A 22,854-nucleotide genomic window follows, 5' to 3' on the forward strand; every position below is an offset into this window, starting at 1 on the left:
TTCGCTTTCCGCGGGCGTGCCGGGGAGCCTCCTCGTCGCTTCGCTCCTGCGGGGTCTCCCCTGCCCCGTNNAGTCTTCGCGCCTTCCGCTCCAATCAACGTAGTCTTAAGATCAACCATCACCTTTAACACAGCCATCCTAAAATAATTCATTAACATCCAATTTGTTTGGCAATAACCATTCGTTGAACTTCAGATGTTCCTTCACCAATTTCCAAGAGTTTCGCATCACGGAAGAATCGTTCCACTTGATATTCCTTCATATATCCATATCCGCCATGAATTTGAACGGCTTGATCACATGCTCGCATGCATATTTCCGAAGCAAATAATTTCGCAAATGCCGCTTCCTTTTTAAAAGCTCTTCCTTGATCCTTTAACCAAGCTGCTTTAAAAACCATATTCCGGGCTAATTCAATATTCATTGCCATGTCAGCTAATTTAAATTGGATTGCCTGGAAGTTGGCTAAACTCTTTCCAAACTGTTTTCTTTCTTTTGCATATTGAAGAGCTTTTTCATAGGCTCCTTGAGCAATACCTACAGCCATGGCACCGATTCCAATTCTTCCGCCATCAAGCGTAGCTAAAAATTGCTTGTAACCGTTTCCATCTGTTCCCAGCAGATTTTCTTTTGGAACCCTTACATTCTCTAAGATAAGTTCTGTGGTATTTGAGGCATGCAGACCCATTTTTTCGTAGTTGTCGATTACAGTGAATCCTGGAGCATTTGTAGGAACAATAAATGCGCTGATTCCGTTGATTCCTTTTGAGCGGTCTGTTACCGCTGTCACTGCAAGGTGATTAGCATAGCTTGCATTTGTAATAAAACATTTTGAGCCGTTAATGACCCATTCATCTCCATCAAGAACTGCTGTTGTTTGGGTTCCCCCTGCATCGGAGCCTGCATTCGGCTCAGTTAATCCAAATGCTCCAAAAGACTCTCCCGTACAAATTGGTGTTAAGTATTTCTCTTTTTGCTCATGTGTACCAAATAAATTAAGAGGAGCTCCTCCTAATGATATATGTGCTGAATATGTAATTCCTGTTGATGCACAAACACGACTAAGTTCTTCAACGACAATTGCAAAGCTGATCGTGTCAGCCTCACCTCCACCGTATTGTTCAGGAAAAGGCAGACCCATGATCCCTAACTCTGCTAATTTTGCAAAAATTTCCTTAGGGAATTCCCCCGTTCGATCACGTTCATCCGCTCCAGGAGCAACTTCTGCATCAGCAAAATCTCGAACTAACTTGCGTATCATCTCTTGTTCTTTCGTTAAATCAAAATTCATTTATCTTCAACACCTTTCTAAATATTCCGATTGTTTCAAGCAAAAAAAATTAAGCCTCCACTACCTATCTTTACGCTGAACTCCTTTCATTAATTTCAAAACTTTCTTATAATAAGAATATAATCATTATGAATATTATGCTATGTACATTTTCATGAATATTAATATGAAAAATTTGTGTCTTTTACACAAAAACACGAAAATGGATGAAATGTAAAAAATCTTAGAGAAAGGATGATGACAGATGCAAGATACATTAACCCATCGGCAACTAAAGTCCTTAATCCATGTGTCCAACGTTATCAATTCCAAATTAGATATTGATACGATCTTTGATTCAATCATGAATGAAACGATATCTGTCGTTGAAGCCGCAGGAGGAGGCTCTATATGGATTTTTGACAAAAGCCAGAATCGACTCATCGCAAAATCAGCTCAAGGATTATTTTATCCACATATTTTTAGGCAAATTAAACTAGTTAGCGGTGAATCCATGACTGGGATGTCTTTTGCTGCCAAAAAATGTCTCATTTTTTGGAATGAGGTAGAAATTAAACAGGCGTTGTCAACATTAACGCCATTTAACAGAGATTTATTGGATCAGTCTATTCCGAGTAATTTTCATTTTACATCTGTCATTTCTTCACCTATTTTACAAAACGGAAAATGTATTGGCGTGATTACATTGGACTCTTTTGAACAATCTTTGCAGTTTAAGCAAGAGGATATTAATCTATTGGAAGCGATTGGCCACCAAGCAGCAGTTGCCTTGGAAAAATCCAGTCTTTATTATGAGAAGGAAAAAATGGTTCAGAAGCTTTCCCATTCAATCGAAATACATAGGAACCTGGCCAATCTCGTTGTAAATGGAGAAGGAATTCAATCGATTATGAATTTTATACATAAAACAATAGGACAACATATGTTTCTCTTTGATGAAATAGGTGAACTTAGGGCTTCTGCCTGCTATTCCTCCTTTTCAATTGAAATGACCGAGTATATGAAAGCGTATGCAAAACAAATTATCCTAACACTTGAAAACTCACATACCGTTTCCGAAATAACATTAAATGATGAAACGTATCAATTAGTTGTATTGCCACTTGGGTCCAAATTAAAGTCTCTAGGCGGACTAATCATCCTTTCAAAACAAAAAATGAATGAAGTGGATATCGCTGCTCTTGAACATGCTTGTACAGTCATTTCACTTGAACTGGGAAAAGAGCAAGCCGTTTTTGAAACACAGCAGCGTTTAAGAGGGGAATTCGTGACCAAGCTTTTTTCAGGACAGATCGATGAAGCACTTATACAGAAAGCAAAAAATTTAAATTTTGACCCTAACCGAAACTATGTTGCCATACTTATTAATTTTGAGGATAAGTTAAACGAGCAAAAGGTGATCGGCGATCACTTCATAAGGAATTTACTCCATATGGCCAATACATTACTTGGGAGGAACTCGCAAGTAATGGCAGTACGGGATGAAAATCAAATCGTTGCCCTTCTATCTTTGCATTCAAGAGTTTCTTCATCCAATATTATTGCTGAATTAAAAGAACTAGCAAAAATTTTACAGCATGAGATTAAAAATAAATATAGAGAGATAGACGTATCAATTGGGATTGGAAGAATTAAGCAGGGGCTTATCTTTGTCCACGAGTCATTTGTAGAAGCGACAAAGTGCATAAAGTTTCTCAAAAACTATCGTTTTGATCATAGAGTTCTTAGTTATACAGACCTTGGCGTTCAGAGGTTTATTTTACAAAATTCAAAGGAAGAATTGATCGATTTTATCCATGAAGTATTAGGTCCCCTCATTGAATATGAACAATCTAGAAAAGGCGAACTGTTAAGCACTCTGATTGTTTATTTAGACCAAAATCAAAACATAAAGAAAACGGCTGATTCTTTACATATTCACACAAATACCTTAAGCTATCGTTTAAAACGAATTGAGGAAATTCTATTAACGGATTTGAATGATAGTCAACCATTATTTAATATTCATTTAGCAATCAATATATATCAATATATAAAAGATAACACTAGTGTTGCCTTAATTTAATTTCAAACTAAAAGTTACTTACCGATAACGTAAAAAACCGATTTCCTAATGGAAGTCGGTTTTTTGTACTCTAATTATCTTTCTTATTTTCGAACACAAGCCATTTCCCCTCATTTTTAAACTTACATTATTAAACTTAAGCATAGTGGTGTTACCACCATGCTCAAGTCATTTTCTATTTTTCAACCGGCTCCCCAGCTTTCCCCCAATGTGTTTTAGGAATCTCGGTTACGAGGACTCTTATATTCTCCTTCGGTGAATCCAATGTTTCGGATACGGTGGTCGTGACATTGCGAATTAATTCAGCCACTTTTTCTTTCGGTCTACCTTCCATCATTTGCACATGAATAATAGGCATTAAAATCCCTACTCTCTACAATTATTAATCTGTCACGGTAAAAGACACATCGACAAAACCATCAAATTTCCCGCTGACAACTGTTATATCTGGCAGTGTGAAGGCAACTAAGATGATGGCTTTTTTTCATTTATACCCAACTACTCTCGTAACTCGAAAACGAAGAAAGCGACTCCACAAAATGAAGTCGACTTTAATAATTATTGAAATTTTTCAAGTAACTGTTTAGCACTTTTCTATACCGCCATATATCTTTATTATCAACCGGAAGCTCATTTATATCCCAAAAGGTTTGATACTTCCTATGAGCAGTAAGCGTGCCATCTGGATAACGCATAAATGTAACTGTTCCGTTATTTTGATCATCTTGTAGGGCAATGTAGTGCTTCGAACCATCCCAGATGGCCAAATCACCAAACCTCTCACAAAAGAACTCAACATCGGCTTTACTTCGAATAACCATTTAATTCACTCCTTGATAAAATTATTTGATTACCGCTCTTATACCGTTGTTTCTTGTGAGGAAGTGACTATTAGCTGCTAGGGTATTAATTGAACAGTGAATTTCAAAATATCTTTGCTAGAAATATATTATGAAAAAAATTAAAATTCGAGCGCTTATCATTGATTTGATAGTATTATAACATAACTGAAATGGATTTGCCGAAATGAATGTTATAGTAATCCTATGAACATGATCCTTTCTAATTTTAAGTATTAAATAGACCCAAGTGCTTCCGCAAACCTTTTAATTCCTTCATGTATTAATTCTTCATTTTCCCTAGCAAATGTAAAACGAACAAAACCTTTTTTGGACCCCATCGTGTAACCTGGGACATAAATAACTCCTCTGCTGATTGATTCCTCCAGTAATTGCATTTCATTCACCTCTTTTTTTATCCTGCACCAAATATGAATTCCTCCCTGAGGGATGGAGAAATCAACTTTATCCTGTAAATAAAATATAAGACTAGTAATAATTTGATCTCTTCTCTTTTCTAATTGTTTGTTTAAATTTTCGATATGAGAATGGAAATTTTCCGATTCTAAAAAATCATTTGCGATCCACTGAGTAAAACTTGCATGACCAAAATCAATTTGTTGCTTCGCATCGGATAATCTCTCAATAACAGGGGTGGGGCCAATAATCCAACCAATTCTTAATCCAGAAGCAACGATCTTTGTTAAAGAGCTAATATATAAGACATTTCCGTTAATATCCATTGATTTTAGAGTAGAAATCTTTTCCCCTGTAAACGAGGTTAAACTATAAGGATCATCCTCAACCACAGGTATACCATGTTCTGAAGAAATTTCTAAGATCGCTTTCCGTTGCTTTTCCTGAAGTAAAGCTCCTGTTGGATTTTGAAAAGCAGGATTCAAAAATATCATTCGGATTCGATGCTTTTTATGTAATGAAAGTAAGTCATCCGGGTTGATTCCATCTTGGTTTACAGGTATGAAATAAGGTCTCAGTCCTGCTGATTTAAAAATCGGAAGATTATAGTTATAAGAGGGATCTTCCAATGCAACTGCATCTCCTTGTTTTAATAGGCATTGAACCACCAAGTGTAATGCTTGTTGTGCCCCAGATGTAATTAAAATGGATGAAGGATTTGTTTCAATTTTTCTATATTGCTTAACATGCTTTGCAATCGTTTCTCTTAGTATTGCGTTTCCTTGCGGGTGATCATAACCTAAGCTTCCTATAAACGATCTAGAAGAAGTAATCTCACTTAAGTATTTCAGCGGAAAAAGATCCTCTGACAGTTCGCCGCTAGCTAGATTGATTAACTTCTGTTCTACTGCTTCCTTCCTTATCCTCTGTGTTATAGGCAAGTTAGGTAAAAACGATCCTGCTTCAATATACCTGTTCCAGTTCGGTATACGTTTCTTGGTAATTCCCCAGATATCTTTACTTATGGTCGTCCCGCTTCCTCTATTCCTTTGTATTAGTCCATTTGACTCCAATTCATCATATGCTGCAACTACTGTACTTCTATTTATGTTAAGGTCCTTAGCTAAATTTCTTTCAGAAGGTAATGGTTTATCTGGAGGAAAAGTACCATCTGCAATTCCATTTTCGATATAATCAGCAAGTTGTTTATAGATAGCTTTTTTGGCTTGGCGATCTGGTTTCCAATCCATATATTTCAGTCCTTATTATGTAATGTAGTCTAACTATTATGTTTCTTTATTAATATTATTAATCGTTTGTTATGAACTTTTAAAAAAAACTATTGTTCATAATAATTAATTACCATCCAAATTATCATAAATTTAACCATCCACTTTTATTATAACTTACAGCGCGTTGTATTGCGAAATGGCCATCCAGTCAATAATAGAAGCAGAGAAAAACGGCAAACAGCCTAAAAAGTCAAAAAAGGAATCCATGTCTGACCGGGTGGAATGGCTGATTCATGAAGAGAAAATTATGTTAGAGGAGGAATCGCATTGACCAAGGAAGAGGTAGTCAAACTTTTAATACTTATTGAATCGGTTTATCCCAACTGCATTTTTAAGGATGAAACGGTCCAGCAATGGTTCCAATTTTGTTCTGAAATGGATTATGAAAAGGTAATGGCGAAGGTGAAAAACCACATTCGAAAAAGTCCTTTTCCACCTGCGATTGCTGATATTGCTGTATTCCCTTTTGAAGAAAATAATTTTCCAGAAACATTACAAAAATGGATGAGGAAAGGACGGGAGAGAATTGAACACGAAGGCGAACCTAACCAACGAAGTACATTACCTGATTGGCTTGCCGAATATTCAGCAAGAAAATCTGTTTGAAGCAGAAGCATCCTATTAGGCGCGGTCTTTCTCGCTCCTGAACTGATTCATGAAATCACATTAGAGCCATGCCATTTTTCGCAGAAATGAAATCAGCACCTGTTTCAAGCGATGAAGGAATTGCAAAATAAAAATCCCACCTTCCATATCGAAAGTGAGATTTTTTACGTTTATATCCTTGACTATATGATTGTATTACCTTATTGAACGACTACTTCTCCCTGATAAATCCGAAAGGCTGGAACAATCGTGTCCGAAACAATTTCTTTTCCTTTTTCACGAATGAAGTCCAATTTATAATAGGAATCAAATCTTTGGCTGATTTCCGTTTTCACCAGTTCAGGCGGTGTGACGACGATGAATTGGAACTTCAGTTTTTCGGCTACGGCGAAGATCGGGTCAAGGACATGTGCCGAAGCTGCTTGTCCGAACGGATTATCACAGACTAAAGGAACCCAGCTTTGATCGGTTTCGCTTTTAACTGATAATAACATCATCATCATCACCATTCGAGCGGATAGCTTTTGTCCGCCGCTGCCATCGGATTTCGTCCTAGAACCTTGATTAATAGTCTGCCAGGTTGAATAATGCTCTCTTTGCGGTTTCCCGTACATAAAGGCATTATCCGTTCGCATATTATAGACGAGCAGCTCAGGATATCGATTTCGGAGTGATACAAATAAAATTTGCTCATCACTTATCAGTTGTTTTATTTCTTCATCTAAGGCGCGATTATGATCATCAATCATATCAAATTGTTTAGTGATTTTGTTAATAGCAGCTACAAAATGCTGCTTCAGCAGTGGTTCAATATCTTCCGCCTTTTTAGGTAAGATGTCTTCTTTGAGCTGAACGAGCGGAAAGGATCCTCGTTCATTTTTCAGCTTCATTTTCGCAATCATTGAACGAATCGCCTCTGCAATGCTCATCACTTTCATGCTGGCACGGCTTGCCCAGAAGTTTTGAGCCTTTTCTGCCCTTTCTTTGTCGCGTTCTAATTGTTCCAACCCACTTTGTGAAAAACGCTTCATATTTTTAACGATACTTTGGATATGTGTATAATGCCTTGTATCCATATGGTCTAGTGTGGTTAATACTTCATTTTTAAAGCGAATCTCCCAATCTTTTCCTTCAATCGTGAGCTTTAAATTCCTTAATGATTGATCGATTTTCGCATGCTTCTCCTTACCTTCTTCCTGAATCACTTGATGTCCTTCACACCAGGATAAGATACATGCTTTCCCTTGACTCTTAATTTTTTCTAAATCATGATTCGTAAAGGCTGCCGCTTCCTCCTTTAGGATAACGGATAAGGTTAACAAATCCCCTTCGAAACCCGCAATATTCGTTTCTGTTTCTTTTTGGCGTTTCTCAGCCTGCTTTACTTCCTCTTTTGTTAATTTCGTTTGGTCTTTAATTTCTAAAGCCTTTACTTCTAAGTCAAGGTCTTCCCATTCTTCCGGCTGTTTTTCATGCTTTTCAACTTTCTTTCCTGACTTGTCACGCTGTTCGGTCGCATGCTTTAAGGACGTTTCTGCTACTGTTACAGCCGTTCCTTGTTCCCGTTCTTCTTTTTCCGCTGTCTTCGCTTCCTTCTGTGCGGTTTGCAGCATATTTTCTAATATACTGATAGGTTCATCTGGTTCTGGAGCATTATTCCAATCCTCATCATGAGCATTGAGTTTTTTCTCTAATTTCTTTTGCTGCTTTTGTTCGGTTTCTTTTTTTGCTTGAATAACGAGTAATTCTCTAGCCTGTTCTTCCTTTGATTTCTGGAGCTGTTTTAGCTCTCCAATACTTCCGTTTATCTTTTCTAATAAATGTGGTGAAAGATGAGGGACCTCATCACATGGGTCTGCTTTTTCATCAGTAGGAAAAACCGCTTCTTCCACAAAGAACCTGATCTCCTTTATAGTTTGTTCGGTTGTCAGCTTCCATTCTAAATACGTTTGATTCCACTGGTTTTGCAGTTCAACTGTATTTTGGAGCTCTTTTCCTATTTCTTGCTGCTGAGAACCTAAGGCTTCCTTTTGTTTCTCTTTCTCTAATTTCACTCGTTTATTTTCTTGATGAAGAGTTTTTTCTTGATCAAAATCCTGTAATGTTTCCACATCTTTTATAAGCTTTTCTATTTTACCTTTTGTATTCTCCAGCTGTTCTTTTAGCTGAAGCTGTAATTCTTTTTCTTTTTCTTCTTGTGCTTTGATTTCCTGTAAATTTGTTTTCTTAGAATGAAGCGCATTTTGTTCCTGATTGAGAGCTTTTTCGATATCAATTGAAAGCTCGCTTGATAAAAATCGATCGATTTCCTTTAAAACACGACGTAAGGAGGTTTCTGTTTTTTCAATTTCAAGGAGAGTATCTTTCTTTTCTTCTATTTGTTTAGCAATCTTTATTTTCCAGTTGGTGAATTGGTTTTTATCCGTTAATAGCTCTTGCTCGGTTCCGTTAATGATCACAAAGGAAGTTTGATGATATTCGCTGTTCATTTCCTCCCTCAAGAAAATCGGAACAGGACTTTTGAACATTCTTCCGGAAAGAACTTGCTGATTTATTTTTTGCCATTGCTGCCCGCTTACGACCAAACCGTATGGAAGGAGTGGATACTTCATAAGGTTATTCGCTAGGTCTTCTGCACGTAAGGATTGGAGAAATTGGGTACCATAAAACACATCAATGCCAGTCTTCTCATCAATCCATTCCTTTAATTCTTTTACATCTTTATTTGCAACCCAAAAGGGCTCATCGTTTAAGGAATGGTCGAGTTGTGTTTCCCATAGTTCTTTTTTAATTTGTTCAGCTTGTTGTCGGTTATGACCCAGTATTTCTTCTATTTGTATTGCATACTTGGATAAGAGAGAGTGAGTGAGCGGCGCTGTGACATCATCTAATAAACCATGAAGCTTATCTAGTAGTTTTGCTTCTCTTTGCTTTTGCTCTTCATTTGCTAGGTTTAATTCTTCACATTTTTCTTCTGAAAACTGAATCGATTGGACGAGCGTACCATGTGAAGTGGCAAGTTGGTTTTGTCGTTCACTAGATTCTTTATCCTTTACTTGCAACTCTACTAATCTAGCCTTTTTGTCTTCAATTTGTTTAAACAGACTTTCGATCAAGCCCTTTAAGTCATAGCTTAAGCGGTCGCCAAATGCTTGGATAAGTGCCGCTTCCTTAGATTCAAAGGTATGAATCTGCGTGTAAAGAAAATCAATTTCAGTACTAAGCTGAGCAATCTTTTTTGTCTTTTGCTTATCCTGTTGCGACAGCTCCGTTCCTTTTTTCTTTATGAACTTTTGATACCCCATATACTGCATAATCGCTTCTTGTATGGATAAATAGGACTGATCCCATTGCTTTTTAGCTTCTTGTTTGATTTCTTCCATTCTTTGATTCACTTGCTCTAAGCCGCTATTTTGTTCCAATGTCACAATTTGCTGTGAAAGAGAGCGAATACTTTGTTCATTTTCACTCCACTCTTTCAATAAAGCCTGAAATACTAACTCTTCTTTTCGCTTCTGTTTCTCTAGAACGATGGCTTGTAAGGAAGTATGCTTCTTCCTTTCTTCCACTAATTTCTTTTCCCAATCCATAACTTCTCTGTGAGCTTTTGCATACTCTAAATTGTCTTTTTGATAGCGGAGTTCTGCTTGCCTTATGAATAATTTTTCCAAATGTTTTTCTAAAGTAAGCCGTGTTTCCTCTTCCGTTTGCTTCAAATGCTGTAGCGCACCCAGCAGTTGTCTTCCTGCCTGTATACTTGCTTGAACAATTTCTTTATGTTCTACTCCTTTAGCTAGGTGCTCTTCAAATGGGACAATGTCTTCTAAAAACTCTTTATGGGCTTGCTCTCTTTTTAAGAGAACAGGCAGGTCCTTAGCTATACTTGCCTGACTCTTGAAAATCTCTACAAGATCGTTTTTTTGATGTTCCGTCCTGTGCAAGACTTGACTGACAGTGGGAACAATTCGTTTTTGGAACAGGGAATGATCATCCTCCGCTCCCTCAAAGTATTTTCCAACGCCGCCTTCATCCTTGTTAATATCCTTCATAATATCCCAGTCTTTACGGTTAATTCCGTATGTATCAAGGATGCGATAGTGCTTCTTCGTATCTCGGTAAACGTCATATCCATTCCATTTTAAATAGTCCTTCAAACTTTCAATTTCAGCAACCTCATCATTATCGTAGAGTGGAATATGCTCAAGCACTGCCTCATCTTTCCGTTCAAATTCTCTCGTATAAAAGGTAATCGTAGGGAGGATCTTTGCTTCCTGTTCCAATGTTTTACTTTCATTTCCACTTTCTTCACTCATCGAGATCCGTTGTTCGGCTGAGAACATTCCTCCAGTTATCAGATGCCGGCGGTCAGCACCATCCAATTCCCATTGAATAAGAACATGAAAGGTATAGGGAATAAATTGCTCTTTATTATTAAAGAAGAACTGCTGATAATAACGATTGTTTTGTTTCCCCCACGAAGTTCCTGGTTTCAGTATTTGGAAGATTGTTTGAAGGAACACACCTTTCCCGCCCCCATTCATCATTGCTATAAGGCCATTGGTTGATGTCTCTTCATTATGGAAATTAAAAGTGGTATCTTTATATTGCTTTTGCATGCCATCATACTTCAGGTTAACAATTCTAATTCGATGGATCTTCGGCATGCTCATCCTCCTCTGTTGTCATTAATTGCTTAAAAACTTCATAACGGTCATAATCGTGATACAGGTATTCAATTCGCTCAAAAAGCTCTTGTTTTGGTATCACCTTAGCTATATCGTCCCGATCAAGAATGACGATCAGCCCCTCCGTCTCTAATAAACGCATAGCTCCGGCAATTAAACCGATTCTTGTTCGTCTATTGCCTTTTTTTACTCCATAATCGTCCGTGTCAACCTCCATGTATTTCCAGGTGGTTACAGCTTCCTTCATATCAATTCGTTCGTTTTCCCCGAAGGTCGGTTTAGCTTTAAGAATGCTATCCCATTGAATCATTAGGTCGTTGACTTGCCGTTCTAATGCGTAATAGCTAATCCCTTCCCGCTTCGTGCGAATTTTTGCAGCCTGGTTGCGATCGATGGCAGCTAAAAATGACATAATGACAACACTGATAAGATGAAAATGTTTCTTATTTTCGACTTGTCGATGCTTTTCTTTCAAATGGGTAAAATTGGTAGCAAAGACAGAGCCAGTAGGCTGGACAACTATTTGGATACGTTTTGGCGATTCAATGATATATGTACCAGATTCGTCTGCTAATAAAAGAACTGTCTGTCTCACTTCTGGATCAAAATAGGTCTGGAAGTGTTCACTATTCTCGTCGATTACTTTATCTTTTAATAAAGTAAAATAGACAGCGGATGCTCTTTTGATCGTTTCTGCATTCATCCTTTCTCCTCCTGTACACATAGTTTAAAAGGGGTCATTTTCGTTTGATACCATAAAAAAGGCTCCGCTTTATGATCAAACTCGGTAAAGATTTTTGTGCCCTCAAAGGTTTGAAATTGACGATATTCCTTCATTAGTTTATAAAGAAGAATTTCCCTCTCATCGCTTAATGTTTCTTCCTTTCGATACAGCACTTGAACCTTCAGCGGCTTTTTATCGAACATCATCCATAAATCAATCGTTTCAGATTCTTCAAACCATAAATCCTGCACTTCTAATGGCAATGTCGCTAAATCAGCTAACGAAAACTCTCCGCTGGTTTGTAAAAATTGAAAAACATAACTCCATGCCTTAATGACAGATTCCCAGTTCGTCACTCGCAGACGAGTAATACTTTCTTCTGCCTCCTCTTCAATGACGGCATCGGTTAGTTGTTTTTCATCGAATTCTTGCTCACCCCAAATCCAATCGAGCGGCAAAATAAATTCATTCTTCGGTGAAAATAAAGGAGAAAGCACCGTTTCGATTTCCGTAAAAGTTTGAATTCCATTCTTCATGAACCAATTTTCATAAATATGCTCTCGAAAGGAGACCAAACTGTTTTCCCAAAACAAGGAAGGGTTTTCCACTTTTAATTTCATTTCATAGGAAATATTTTGAATAACCAGCTTAGCAAAACGATCGTGCAATTGCCTTGTATGGCCAATTTTTTCTTGGAGAAGAATCAATTCTTTCTGAATATAATCATTTTCTTCATTTCTTTTCGTTTTATCGATCATACTAGTGATGGTACGGAAGTGGTTTTTTTCTTCTTCAAATTGCTTTTCAATTTCCACACGATTGTCAGCCCTTTGCCATTCCTCTTCCATCAATAAGATTTTGGGATTGTTGATCATTTCCTTTTGAAAGGAGAATTCCTTTGCCATTAAGCGGTTTACTCGTGAAATGAGGTGATCGAGGTTTCGAGTAGCTTTTCTAAAATTTCCGTTTTTAATCAGCTGCATACTGTAGAGTTGTTCAATCGTTATCGAGAATTCCTCAGCCATTTCCCTGCTCATAAAAATCATTTCCTGAGCAACATCCGTGAGTTTATAAACAATGGATCCTCCCATCTCTAAATTCGTATATAATTCATCCATTGTGACATATCGGAAGACCTGAGTCTCCCAGGATTGTCTTATTTCATCGTAATATAAGGCTTCAAACGGTTTACTATACTCTTCTTTCCCCTGATACAGGAGCCCGCTTGTCATCCGTTCAATTTGCTTATCGTCTGCTAAAAGCTTCATTTGTTTAATGGAATCTTCCACCATATACTTGATATCTGACTTGCGTCTATGATCATCATCATTTAATTCTCTATAAAAGATGGTCAGGAGCACTTGCATGAGTATGGTTTGGATATGAGGTTTAAGCTCACCCACTTCCATTCCCCTCCCAAGCTCAAACAGTGGATTTAATCGTTGCATTCTCTGCGCGAATCCTTCCCATGATTCGTTCACATCCATCGCCTCCATGTTTCTATGTTTAAGACTTCTTGTGGGATCCGCTTATTTTCTTGCCATAATTGCATTAATAAGGCTTGCTCCTCTTCCGTAAACCATTGAAAGAATGCATCACGGTATTTGCTGTTTTGTGTTTGCCCTTGTTTATGGTCATTCCTTTGTTCTAGACATTGTATCATTTTGCGATAAATTTTTAAGGCAGGCTGAATACAGCAATCCGAGTATTTTTCGATAAGCCGAATGAGGATCCCGTATCCCGCGGCATCAAGGTCTCCTGCGTAATAGAAAAGATAGGGTTTGGGCGGAAACATTGTAAAGAAAAAGGAAAAGCTCCGTTCGATTTTAGTCCCTTCACCATAAATGATTAGTTCAGGTTCATAATCAAGTTGACTGGCTTCCAATAACTTAATGGAAGTATGAAAGAATGATAGATTTTCGACGATCAGAACCCGCTGAATATCTTTTATTTCTTTCCCTTGTTTCATCCAAAATACAAAAGGCTCCCCGTATTTCACCATTTTAAGTTGCTCTTCAGATACTCCAATTCTAGCTAAAAACCCATTTCCATCCGGAAAGCTATCATTGTCTAGTAAGAATTTTTCATGACCAAAGAGCTCCAAACTTCTTTCTTCGAATGACACGTTTTCCCGTTCCTGACTGGATTGGAGAAAAGTATAAACATGTTGGATTCGATTCCATTCGTCTTTCGTTTGCCATTCGGGATGCCGTTCATAAAAGGAAAAATCAAACTGATCACCTAATTTCATCATTTCGAGACGATCCCATTTGAGTCTCTGAACTTTTGTATTAACCCAGTAATATAAGGCAAGCGCTGGGCTTCTTCCATTATATTGATTATTTGGAATAGGAATCAGGTGTCCTTCCGCTTGCAATGTTTCAATGGCACGATAAAACAACGAATAGCCGTCCATTTCAAAATAATCATCCAAAAGCTTGCGCAACTGAAGTTCTAGATCGTTAATATTTACTTTCTTTTTTTGGTTAGGGTGTTGAATATCAGCTATAAATCCTCTCACCCGCGTTTCAATGATATCGATAATAATTCACCTACTTTAATCTCTTAGTGTCATAGGAATAGACTTTTACGATCCCATTTGGACATCCTTTTATTATAAACTAGTTGAGTTATGGTTGGTAAATGAAATTTTCTTGATATAATGACCGGTGCAAAATGACAAATAAGCCAGCAAGACAAGCTACGATCGTAGAGAGATTCAGCTCGATCAATTCGGAGTATACAGGGTCTGGGCTGTTATGATCTACGAACATCTTTTGAGCTTTATAGTAGGATTCAACAAGCGCTATTTGTTCCTCGCTACGCCCAATTAGCCTCAAATAATTTAATGATTCCTGATCTATAGGAAAAAAGCCCATTGTCGCTCCGTACTCAGGCGCCATATTGGCAATTGTAGCACGCTCTGCTATACTCATTTCTCCAATTCCAGGTCCAAAGAATTCGACGAACTTTCCAACCACGTTTTTTTTCCGAAGGATATTTGTCACTGTCAAGGCCAAGTCTGTTGCGGTTGCTCCTTCTGGAAGAGATCCTGTTAAAGCCAACTACTTCCGGGATGACAAAATATAAGGACTGCCCCAGCATTGCGGCCTCTGCTTCAATTCCCCCTACACCCCAAGCAACTACGCCAAGCCCATTAATCATGGTAGTGTGTGAATCAGTTCCAACGAGAGAATCGGGATTGAGTTCAGAATCATTGATTCTTTAGATAATCTTCAATTAACTCAATAAATAAATTCATAGATTTCGTTTGCAATTCAACAAATTCTGTGATAACTGAAAAATTTCTTTTTATCGGTGTCCCTTTTACATTTAATAATTGAATGGTACCAAGCAGTCTTTCTTTTTTTACAGTAAGTTCTGATAAATAACTAATACCTAGTCCCGCTTCGACTGCTTCTTTAATTAGTTGTGTGCTGCCGAACTCCATTAACCTAGTAGGACGTATTTGCAAAGTTTCAAATAATTTTTCTGTTGCATCTCTTGTTCCAGAACCTTCTTCACGAACAATCCAATTCTCTTGTTCTATCTGTCTTCGTTTAACTTCCTTATTGAAATAAATTGGATATTTCCCTCCTGCTACGATATACATTTGGTCAGTTGAAACTGTTTTTATATATATATTTCGATGAGATATCTCACCCTCTACAATTCCTACATCAATCTCATGACTTATGATTGCTTTTGCAATATCTCTTGTGTTGCCAATCTGTACCGAAGGGATGATTTTAGGAAATCGATTCTTCATTTTTGCAAGAATATGCGGTAAAACATATTCACCAAAAGTATAACTGGCACCAATTTTTAATAGTCCTGATGGCTCGTTATTTAATTCATTCACTAACATCGACATTCGTTTATATAGAGCTGTTATTTCATTAGCGTGTAAATAGACAATTTCACCTGCTTTAGTGAGCTGTACACTTTTGTTTGTCCTTAGTAGCAGCTTTGCACCTATATATTTTTCTAATTGTTGAATTTGCTGGCTAACGGCAGGCTGCGTCATATGAAGCTCTTCCGCTGCTCTGGAAAAGTTTCTTTTATCTGCTACAGATATAAATACTGATAATAGTTGATCCATTGGGTTCACCCTCTTTATATCGTTTTTACTTATTATAACTATAATAATCATTTATTTTCCTTATTGTAAATCATTCGTTACGATAAATTTAAATATTGCAAATGAGGGGATGAAAAACATTGGAACAAAATGCATTAATACTTTCCAGTCCAAATAAGCAAAAAAAAGCTAGAAAAATGCTAAATGTTTCTTTGATACTTGGAATTGGTTTTACATTAATCATAGCCATTTGTGGGTTTTTTTTGGCGACATTGCCAGGTCTAAATCATATAGGAGAACTTGCATGTGCCATTTTACTTGCTATGGGTTATAGACAAGTATTTGGATACCCAGAGAGATTACGTACTGGCATTCAATTTGCATCTAAAAAGCTGTTAAGATTAGCCATCATTCTTTATGGGTTAAAGCTTAACATTATCGTCATATTTCATCAGGGTTTCCCTCTATTGCTAAGAGGAGCCTTAACAATCATTTTTTCAATTGCAGTTTTGATGATACTTGCAAAATGGCTCAAAGCAGATCTTAATCTTTCTTTATTATTAAGTGTTGGAACAGGCATATGTGGTGCCGCTGCAATCGCGGCCGTATCGCCAATTATAAAAGCAAAAGATGAAGATACAGCTATGGGGGTCGGCATCATCGCATTAGTAGGAACAGTTTTTTCAATTATCTATACTTTACTATTTCCTTTTTTACCTATTAGTCCTATAGACTACGGGAATTGGGTTGGAATTAGCCTTCATGAGATTGGCCACGTTGCTTTAGCAGCTGCACCTGCTGGCCAGGATGCTCTAGCGAACGCTTTACTCGCCAAACTTGCCCGCGTGTTTCTATTAATTCCACTTTGTTTTGTCCTAATGTTTTGGATGAAAAAGAAAGGAAAAATAGAGGGTGACGCAAAATTCGAGTTTCCATGGTTTTTAATTGGATTTATCGGTTTGAGCTTTGTGGGGAGCTATATTATCGGTAATGAGTTTGTAGTATCAAAAAAACATATGTCAGATATTGCAGTTTTCACATCATATTTATTAACGATGTCTATGACCGGCTTAGGATTAAATATAAGCTTAAAAGAATTACGTACCAAAGCAATACGTCCTCTTATTGCCATTATCATTACATCTATTCTTTTATCTCTTCTAACGTTTTTTAGTATTTAACTAAAAAATCATATTCATAAAATTAAAAATCATCGTCCCATAAGTGAAGGGACTCTTCAAGCAGACGAACTTAATCATTTATTAATGGAGCATTTGTACGGTAATATTAGCACAGCCCATATAGCTAGCTCCTATTAATCCTTCATTCATTTCGGGTTAGTATTAAAGATTCATCTAAAACAACTATACAGAACATTTTCTTAACCATATTGTGTCATATAGGTATTGACCTGCATATGGTACACCAAGTAATTGTCAAATGTTTATTGGGGGGGTTATTTGTACAGGCAATTCCAGGAACAAACGTATGGTAACTATACTTATGGAATAAAGTTAATTAGCCTCTACTAATGGTTTGCTTTACGCATTATCGTTTTAAAGAAATGGAGGTATCGTATGACAAATTTTTATTCTTTTCACGGGACTGTCACTATGATTAGTGATTTTTTTACAGGTCAAAATGGTGAAGGAGAAGGCTGTAATAAATTAATATCTGTAGAAAACGGATTGGGAGCATTAGTAAATTTCGTGGTGTCACCCTCAACTTACTTTGTTGACCATGTAATGGTGGCAGTAGGAGATCGCGTGACTGGATATTATGACGGAAATGCACCTGCTCTTCTGATTTACCCTCCACAATATCAAGCACTTGTCATTGTAAAAGATAGCCCATATCAGAATGTAAAAGTAGATTATTTTAATAGTGAGTTGGAGAGTAGTGATGGACGATTACGATTAAATATTTCTCCATATACTCAAATAGTATTAACAAATGGGCAACTCTTTTCAAGAACCCCTGCGAACAGAGATCTAATTGTTATATACGGACCTGTCACAAAAAGTATCCCCGCCCAAACCACACCCTATAGAATTATAGTTTTGTGTTTACTGTTATAATAGAAAATTCCTGTTTAGATTATTAATTGGTATACAAAAACACAAAAGACTCGTCCATTTATCCTAAGACCAAAGCACCCGTTATCCATCCTTGCAGCCGAGTTGTCCACTACAGAGGATCGAATATAATGCGAAATTCTGGTTCAGCTAAACTGCTTGTTAACACAACAAGGAGCTGCCAAATGGCAACTCCTTTCTTTGCAGCAGTTGATGAAGATTAAGGTATATTTTCTCCAATTTCTATATCCATGTGACTTAAACAAAAAGGAAATCTATGTTAGTCAATAGAACAAAAAAATTTCTCTTGTTTAATAGAATTTAATAAAAAATAGCAGAACGGTAGTAGGATATATATATTATATGTACATTGTAAAAAAAAACAGCGAAAATTCGCTGTTCTACTTAAACAAATTAAATGCCATTTTTGTGTTGGATTCAAATAAATCCATAAATCCTTTTTGTGCAGTTTTAAATTGATTTACAGCCTCTTCACGAATCTTTCTTTGCTGTTCGATACTATTTTTAATCGATTGTTGAAACTGCTCTTGTGACTGATTTAATAAATTTAAACTTTCTTTGTATGGAGTGGAGGTTAACTGTTGAACACGGTTATTTATTTCATCTAGTTGAGCATACCACTTTTCGAAAGTTTGGCTTGCTTGTTCACCGTAAACTGTTTCAACATTTTGCATTACATAATCGCGAACATCTGCAATTAATTTTTTCTGTTGTTCTTGGATAAAGTCCATTCCTTCAGCAATTTTCTCCAATGATTCTTTTTGTGTTGTAAATGCTTGAAGCAAAAGATTTTCTATTTCTTTTTGAGAATCGGTCACCTCGTCCAAACTGTTTGTCCAAATGTTTAATAGAGAATCACCAAAATTAGTAACGAACTCATTGTTTAATTCCATTATAAAAAACCTCCTAATTAATAAATAACACTATATGTAATTTACACCTATATGAGAAGCTTGTCAAATATAAGCTGATTCAAGGGGAACTCGAAATTCGCGGACGAAAGGTCAACTTAAGCAACATCACCGTTAATGTACTCAACCTTTCTGCTGAAAGAGATCATATTGCCCAGCCGCACCAGGTGGAAGCGTTAATGAAAGTAATATCCAGCAAAGGTAAAACGTATATTTCTCTTCCAACCTTACACGTATCTGGAGCATTTGGCTCTAAAGCAACAAAAGTCACTTATCCAACAATAGGAGATTGGCTGGAACAACGGTCAGATTAACAAAGATTTTAGGAGTTGCAAACTTTTTGTGGAGTACAGAAGTTGGTTCCTTCTTCTGTTTACGCCGAACGTCCAAGAGGAATCTCTTGGACGTTTTATTAAAGTAGCAGAACTTCACTCCACTACTTCATATTTAAAAATCCATATCTATGACTTCTTTAATAGTCCCTTTTACTTGATCACTTTCGACTAATTGTCCTTCTTTAATATCTTTCACTTCTTCCGCAGGTTCAATGGCAGGATTATACTTATTTGGATTGGTAACCGGACGGAAGGTAAGTTCCTTTTTAAGTAAGTTAATCTCGTCTAAAAACTCTCTGCGTAGGGAGTTTAACAACGTTTGGAATTCTTCCTTGTCTAATTTTTGCTCACCCAGTTTCGTTACAAAATCCCGCAACTCGGTTTCTTGGCCGGACCCCATCTCATTAGGATCTTCAACAAGACGTGATGCGAATTTTTGTTTAAGTAAGTTGATCTCACCTAAAAACTCTTCACGAAGTGTATCAATGGTTATTGCCTCTTCTTCTTTTTCCAATTTAGCTAAATCATGCTCAACAAGATTTGTAATATATTCCTCCAGCTCATTTGCTTGTGCTTTTTGCTCAAGTATTGAATACACCTTTGGAGAGATTTTCAAAGTTTCTAAAGTAAGCAATACACGTTCGTATTTACTTCCTGATTCCTTATTCATTAATCTGACCTCATCCGTTTGGTGATTAACAGCATTTAGAAAAAAGTTCGATAGTACGAAAAATGGTGAAACCATCTGTGCACCTAGATGTGAATACATATTGTTTAATCCGCCAATGAACTTTTCACCAAGAAGATGATCTTTGTTGTACATACATTCTCCCCCTCTTCTTAAGCGAAAACTAAGTTTGTTTCATGCCTGCTTATTATTTCTAGACCATATAAATTTAACTTTCTTGTATCTTGAAGGAATAGATGATTTTGCTCTCTAATTTCGTCTCCATACCTTATATTGATCGATTCTTGGATGAATCGTTTAAGGATGCTGGCTATTCCACCAATATAAACATATTTATAGACCTTATCTTTAGGTGATGGGAATGTGTTTTCAATTTTAGTTATTAAAATTTGCGTGTACTCCCTTAATGACTCATGGATTTGCTCTGTGAGATCAACCTTTTTACCGCTATTTCCATCCCTTTGCTCCATTTTTGTTTTCTCAATGTTATTGATAATGAATTCTTCTAGTGAACGCACATCAACAAAGTACTCGAGTAACTTTTCACTTCTTAGTTTCTCAATGTGTTTTAGATACGAAATGTCGGCGAAGCAATTCAATGATTCCCTGCTCTTAGGAGCTTGAAGTCCTGCTTGAAGCAAAGCAAGATCAACAGTCCCTCCCCCTAAATCCACAATTAGAGTTTCAAAGTTTAGAAATGAATTTGCTTCCTCACGATCTTGTAAATCAAAATCTTTTTTAATTGCCCAACGAGCAACTTCACTTTCAATCCGGCATTTGCTTGTTTCGACGTGAATGGATACAACTCTTTCAAATCCTGGTGTTAAAATCGTAACTTTGTGCTCCCCTTCAAATCGACTTGCCATTTTATTTTGCATATCACTGAACTTGTTCGTTTTCTTAAGCAACCAAATTGGAAGCATGGTTGAAAAATAATTAATGTTCACTCGTGTATCTTCAATGCCGTTCCCTTTTAACACATTGTAATAAGCTGCTGATGCTAGGAACATCACATAGGGAATCTCAGATTCCGTTTTATCATGAAGTTTGTTGATATGACTGTTTCCTAATACTTGTTTTTCCGCTGAATCACCCACCAGATAATATTTCTCTACACCGTCTATCGTAGTTGAAATGAGTAAACTTTGAAGAAGGGATTGGGGATCATGGAAAGTAGACGGAAAGTGGCCGTCTGCCTTTTCCCTCGTAATTTCTACTACATTTGTAGGAATCTCAAAATAATAACCGTCCACAAGGGTTTGAAAGACCGAATTACCAAAATCGACATTTTGACGTTTTATATCCATTATTTCTCCTCTTTTCATGTTTTTTCCTCTTAATGATTATATATTCTTCTCTTTTATTTGTCTAAAGTTGTTTATAAATTTAGATTAGTGAATAAATGCATTAGCGTTCTTTATGTAATTCTCCTCTATTAATCAATTTTCTATTTATTTCAGCAGTAAATTTCGACATTGACAATAATAAAGAATAATATGTGTTCAATACTATTACTGAATATTAGCCTATTCTTCATATTTAGAGAAATAAATAAGCTCAGATATTTGAGCAAGTGCTCCAAGGTATTCGTATTTTTTTGCTATCTGATTTCACCAGGACTTGGTTACGGACTGTTAAGGCAGATGCCTTTGATAAGACTCGGTGATGATGTAGAACTGATTGTGCAGATAAACCTTCCAGTTATTCTTTATAGGTAACTAGTACCATTGGGTAACAAGCAATAAAGATATAAAGCTTGGTGAAGGGGATGTGTATCATCCTGGAGGAGTTGCTTTTGATGGTAAATCAACTTGGGTTCCTGTTTAAGAATATCGCCCAAATAGCAAGTCGATGATTTATAAGGTGAATCCGAACACGATGGAGTCCCAAGAAGTATTTCGCACGAACGACCACATTGGAGGAATACTTCGTGATGGAAAAGAAGGAATTTTAAAAGCTGTGAGCTGGGGTTCGAGAACATTTTATCAGTTTACTGAAAAGGCTGTGTTAAAGGTCATTGTTGATATTGTAACCTTGTTGATTGGAGCGGATGGCGCGAGACTCCTGCATTAACCATATTAAAAATAACTTCCTCATGATCCCCCTCTTTTAAGAGATATGACCACACTGCACATTGTTCTGGTAGTTTACTGCTTCGCATTCATCAAAGTGGCCATCTAGCTTAAATAAGTTCGGATGTACCCCATTAGGAGCTTTTTGTAATCATAAAATTAACACACATTGTTTTTTTGCCATAAAAAAATCCCCCTCTAATTAAAAGTGTAACACCCAAGCACTTTGCATGGTTTTTACACTGTCAACTTAAAAGGGGGTAATATCACTATGGATTTATATTAAAATTTTTTAACTACACATTAGCTCTTCCTGATTGTGTTCCGTAATCAACACGAATAGAATACTTTACCTTCTGAGTCATCCTATAACTAAATAATCAGTATATGAGTATATATAATTATTAAAGTTATTAAACCCTGTACTTTTACAGAATGCTTCCTACTAATTGTTAAAACCTGACTACTGGTTTGTATTTAGGTACTTTAGGTTGATTTATTGAATTTTTTTGAAAAAACAGAATTTCTTTATCTAACTTTTGACTTATAGATAATACATGCGGATCATTTAGTCCACTTGCTTTTGCTAAGTCATACATCGCCTGCTGGTATTCCATTATTTTCTTTTCGGTTTGTACCAATTTAAACAGTAACACGTACCGTACCTCCTTTTTCTCCTTTCATTATGTCTTGATTTAATTTAGTTTTCCTGTTTATGGGCACTCGGAAACATTAATTCATAACGTATTTAA

General features: G+C 36.7%; 18 protein-coding genes and 3 pseudogenes. 7 read left to right on the forward strand and 14 right to left on the reverse strand.

Annotation, left to right across the window (positions count from 1 at the left end; translation table 11 throughout):
- Window positions 1-151: 151 nt before the first annotated feature.
- A complete protein-coding gene (locus tag COE25_RS08025; protein ID WP_088086686.1) occupies window positions 152-1,291 on the reverse strand; it encodes an acyl-CoA dehydrogenase in 1,140 nt (379 codons plus the stop codon).
- Window positions 1,292-1,535: 244 nt separating this feature from the next.
- Between COE25_RS08025 and COE25_RS08030 the strand changes: the two genes are divergently transcribed.
- The gene (locus tag COE25_RS08030) at window positions 1,536-3,356 is read left to right on the forward strand and encodes a helix-turn-helix domain-containing protein (protein ID WP_098932226.1); all 1,821 of its coding nucleotides are present in this window, start codon (window positions 1,536-1,538) and stop codon (window positions 3,354-3,356) included.
- Window positions 3,357-3,531: 175 nt separating this feature from the next.
- Here the strand turns inward: COE25_RS08030 and COE25_RS08035 are convergent, their stop codons facing one another.
- The 3 genes from COE25_RS08035 to pdxR form a co-directional block, all read right to left on the reverse strand.
- A complete protein-coding gene (locus tag COE25_RS08035; RefSeq protein ID WP_088086684.1) occupies window positions 3,532-3,714 on the reverse strand; it encodes a 4-oxalocrotonate tautomerase in 183 nt (60 codons plus the stop codon).
- 193 nt (window positions 3,715-3,907) lie between these two features.
- Window positions 3,908-4,177 (reverse strand): hypothetical protein, encoded by a 270-nt coding sequence (locus tag COE25_RS08040; protein WP_098932227.1) that lies wholly within the window; start codon window positions 4,175-4,177, stop codon window positions 3,908-3,910.
- Between the two features lie 254 nt (window positions 4,178-4,431).
- Window positions 4,432-5,862 carry a MocR-like pyridoxine biosynthesis transcription factor PdxR gene (gene pdxR / locus COE25_RS08045; RefSeq protein WP_098932228.1) on the reverse strand — a complete coding sequence of 477 codons (1,431 nt, stop codon included), beginning with the start codon at window positions 5,860-5,862 and terminating at the stop codon, window positions 4,432-4,434.
- 178 nt (window positions 5,863-6,040) lie between these two features.
- Here pdxR and COE25_RS31425 point away from each other — a divergent pair, with 178 nt between their 5' ends.
- Both COE25_RS31425 and COE25_RS08050 read left to right on the forward strand, forming a co-directional pair.
- Window positions 6,041-6,175, forward strand: coding sequence for a hypothetical protein (locus COE25_RS31425; RefSeq protein ID WP_257208728.1), 135 nt, complete (start codon window positions 6,041-6,043; stop codon window positions 6,173-6,175).
- Window positions 6,172-6,510 (forward strand): replicative helicase loader/inhibitor, encoded by a 339-nt coding sequence (locus COE25_RS08050; protein ID WP_180247441.1) that lies wholly within the window; start codon window positions 6,172-6,174, stop codon window positions 6,508-6,510. The genes COE25_RS31425 and COE25_RS08050 overlap by 4 nt, the downstream gene beginning before the upstream one ends.
- A gap of 200 nt (window positions 6,511-6,710) precedes the next feature.
- Here the strand turns inward: COE25_RS08050 and COE25_RS08055 are convergent, their stop codons facing one another.
- From COE25_RS08055 to COE25_RS08080, 6 genes and pseudogenes are all read right to left on the reverse strand, one after another.
- Window positions 6,711-11,174 (reverse strand): coiled-coil domain-containing protein, encoded by a 4,464-nt coding sequence (locus COE25_RS08055; RefSeq protein ID WP_098932230.1) that lies wholly within the window; start codon window positions 11,172-11,174, stop codon window positions 6,711-6,713.
- On the reverse strand, window positions 11,152-11,898 hold the full coding sequence (locus COE25_RS08060) for a DUF6063 family protein (RefSeq protein ID WP_098932231.1): 747 nt from the start codon (window positions 11,896-11,898) through the stop codon (window positions 11,152-11,154). The genes COE25_RS08055 and COE25_RS08060 overlap by 23 nt, the downstream gene beginning before the upstream one ends.
- A complete protein-coding gene (locus COE25_RS08065) occupies window positions 11,895-13,406 on the reverse strand; it encodes a hypothetical protein (RefSeq protein ID WP_257208729.1) in 1,512 nt (503 codons plus the stop codon). The genes COE25_RS08060 and COE25_RS08065 overlap by 4 nt, the downstream gene beginning before the upstream one ends.
- Complete coding sequence (locus tag COE25_RS08070) at window positions 13,397-14,440, reverse strand: DUF2220 domain-containing protein (RefSeq protein ID WP_257208730.1); 1,044 nt, start codon at window positions 14,438-14,440, stop codon at window positions 13,397-13,399. Before COE25_RS08070 ends, COE25_RS08065 begins: the two co-directional genes overlap by 10 nt.
- Before the next feature lie 166 nt (window positions 14,441-14,606).
- Window positions 14,607-15,129: pseudogene (locus tag COE25_RS31430) on the reverse strand (aconitase family protein); the annotation flags it as partial.
- Window positions 15,130-15,133: 4 nt separating this feature from the next.
- Window positions 15,134-16,021, reverse strand: coding sequence for a LysR family transcriptional regulator (locus COE25_RS08080; protein WP_098932234.1), 888 nt, complete (start codon window positions 16,019-16,021; stop codon window positions 15,134-15,136).
- A 176-nt stretch (window positions 16,022-16,197) separates the two neighbouring features.
- On the opposite strand from COE25_RS08080, the gene COE25_RS08085 reads away from it, so the two are divergent.
- Together COE25_RS08085 and COE25_RS08090 are read left to right on the forward strand one after the other, a co-directional pair.
- Entirely contained in the window at window positions 16,198-17,181 is a 984-nt protein-coding gene (locus tag COE25_RS08085; protein ID WP_098932318.1) for a YeiH family protein, read from the forward strand.
- Window positions 17,182-17,577: 396 nt separating this feature from the next.
- Window positions 17,578-18,078 (forward strand): hypothetical protein, encoded by a 501-nt coding sequence (locus COE25_RS08090; RefSeq protein WP_098932235.1) that lies wholly within the window; start codon window positions 17,578-17,580, stop codon window positions 18,076-18,078.
- A gap of 398 nt (window positions 18,079-18,476) precedes the next feature.
- On the opposite strand, the gene COE25_RS08095 is transcribed toward COE25_RS08090, so the two are convergent.
- Complete coding sequence (locus tag COE25_RS08095) at window positions 18,477-18,989, reverse strand: hypothetical protein (protein ID WP_088086648.1); 513 nt, start codon at window positions 18,987-18,989, stop codon at window positions 18,477-18,479.
- A 71-nt stretch (window positions 18,990-19,060) separates the two neighbouring features.
- On the opposite strand from COE25_RS08095, the pseudogene COE25_RS30170 reads away from it, so the two are divergent.
- Window positions 19,061-19,321, forward strand: a pseudogene (locus COE25_RS30170) (class III poly(R)-hydroxyalkanoic acid synthase subunit PhaC); the annotation flags it as partial.
- 133 nt (window positions 19,322-19,454) lie between these two features.
- On the opposite strand, the gene COE25_RS08100 reads toward COE25_RS30170, so the two are convergent.
- Window positions 19,455-20,165: a hypothetical protein gene (locus COE25_RS08100; RefSeq protein ID WP_098932236.1), complete on the reverse strand. Its 711-nt coding sequence runs from the start codon at window positions 20,163-20,165 to the stop codon at window positions 19,455-19,457.
- A 17-nt stretch (window positions 20,166-20,182) separates the two neighbouring features.
- Entirely contained in the window at window positions 20,183-21,337 is a 1,155-nt protein-coding gene (locus COE25_RS08105) for a ParM/StbA family protein (RefSeq protein ID WP_098932319.1), read from the reverse strand.
- Window positions 21,338-21,779: 442 nt separating this feature from the next.
- Between COE25_RS08105 and COE25_RS31435 the strand changes: the two are divergent.
- A pseudogene (locus tag COE25_RS31435) lies at window positions 21,780-22,103 on the forward strand (DUF6454 family protein).
- 451 nt (window positions 22,104-22,554) lie between these two features.
- Here the strand turns inward: COE25_RS31435 and COE25_RS08115 are convergent.
- Window positions 22,555-22,758: an aspartyl-phosphate phosphatase Spo0E family protein gene (locus tag COE25_RS08115; protein WP_098932238.1), complete on the reverse strand. Its 204-nt coding sequence runs from the start codon at window positions 22,756-22,758 to the stop codon at window positions 22,555-22,557.
- Window positions 22,759-22,854: the final 96 nt, after the last annotated feature.

The sequence above is a fragment of the Bacillus sp. AFS031507 genome, assembly GCF_002584635.1.
In the GTDB taxonomy this organism is placed as follows: Bacteria; Bacillota; Bacilli; order Bacillales; family Cytobacillaceae; genus Neobacillus.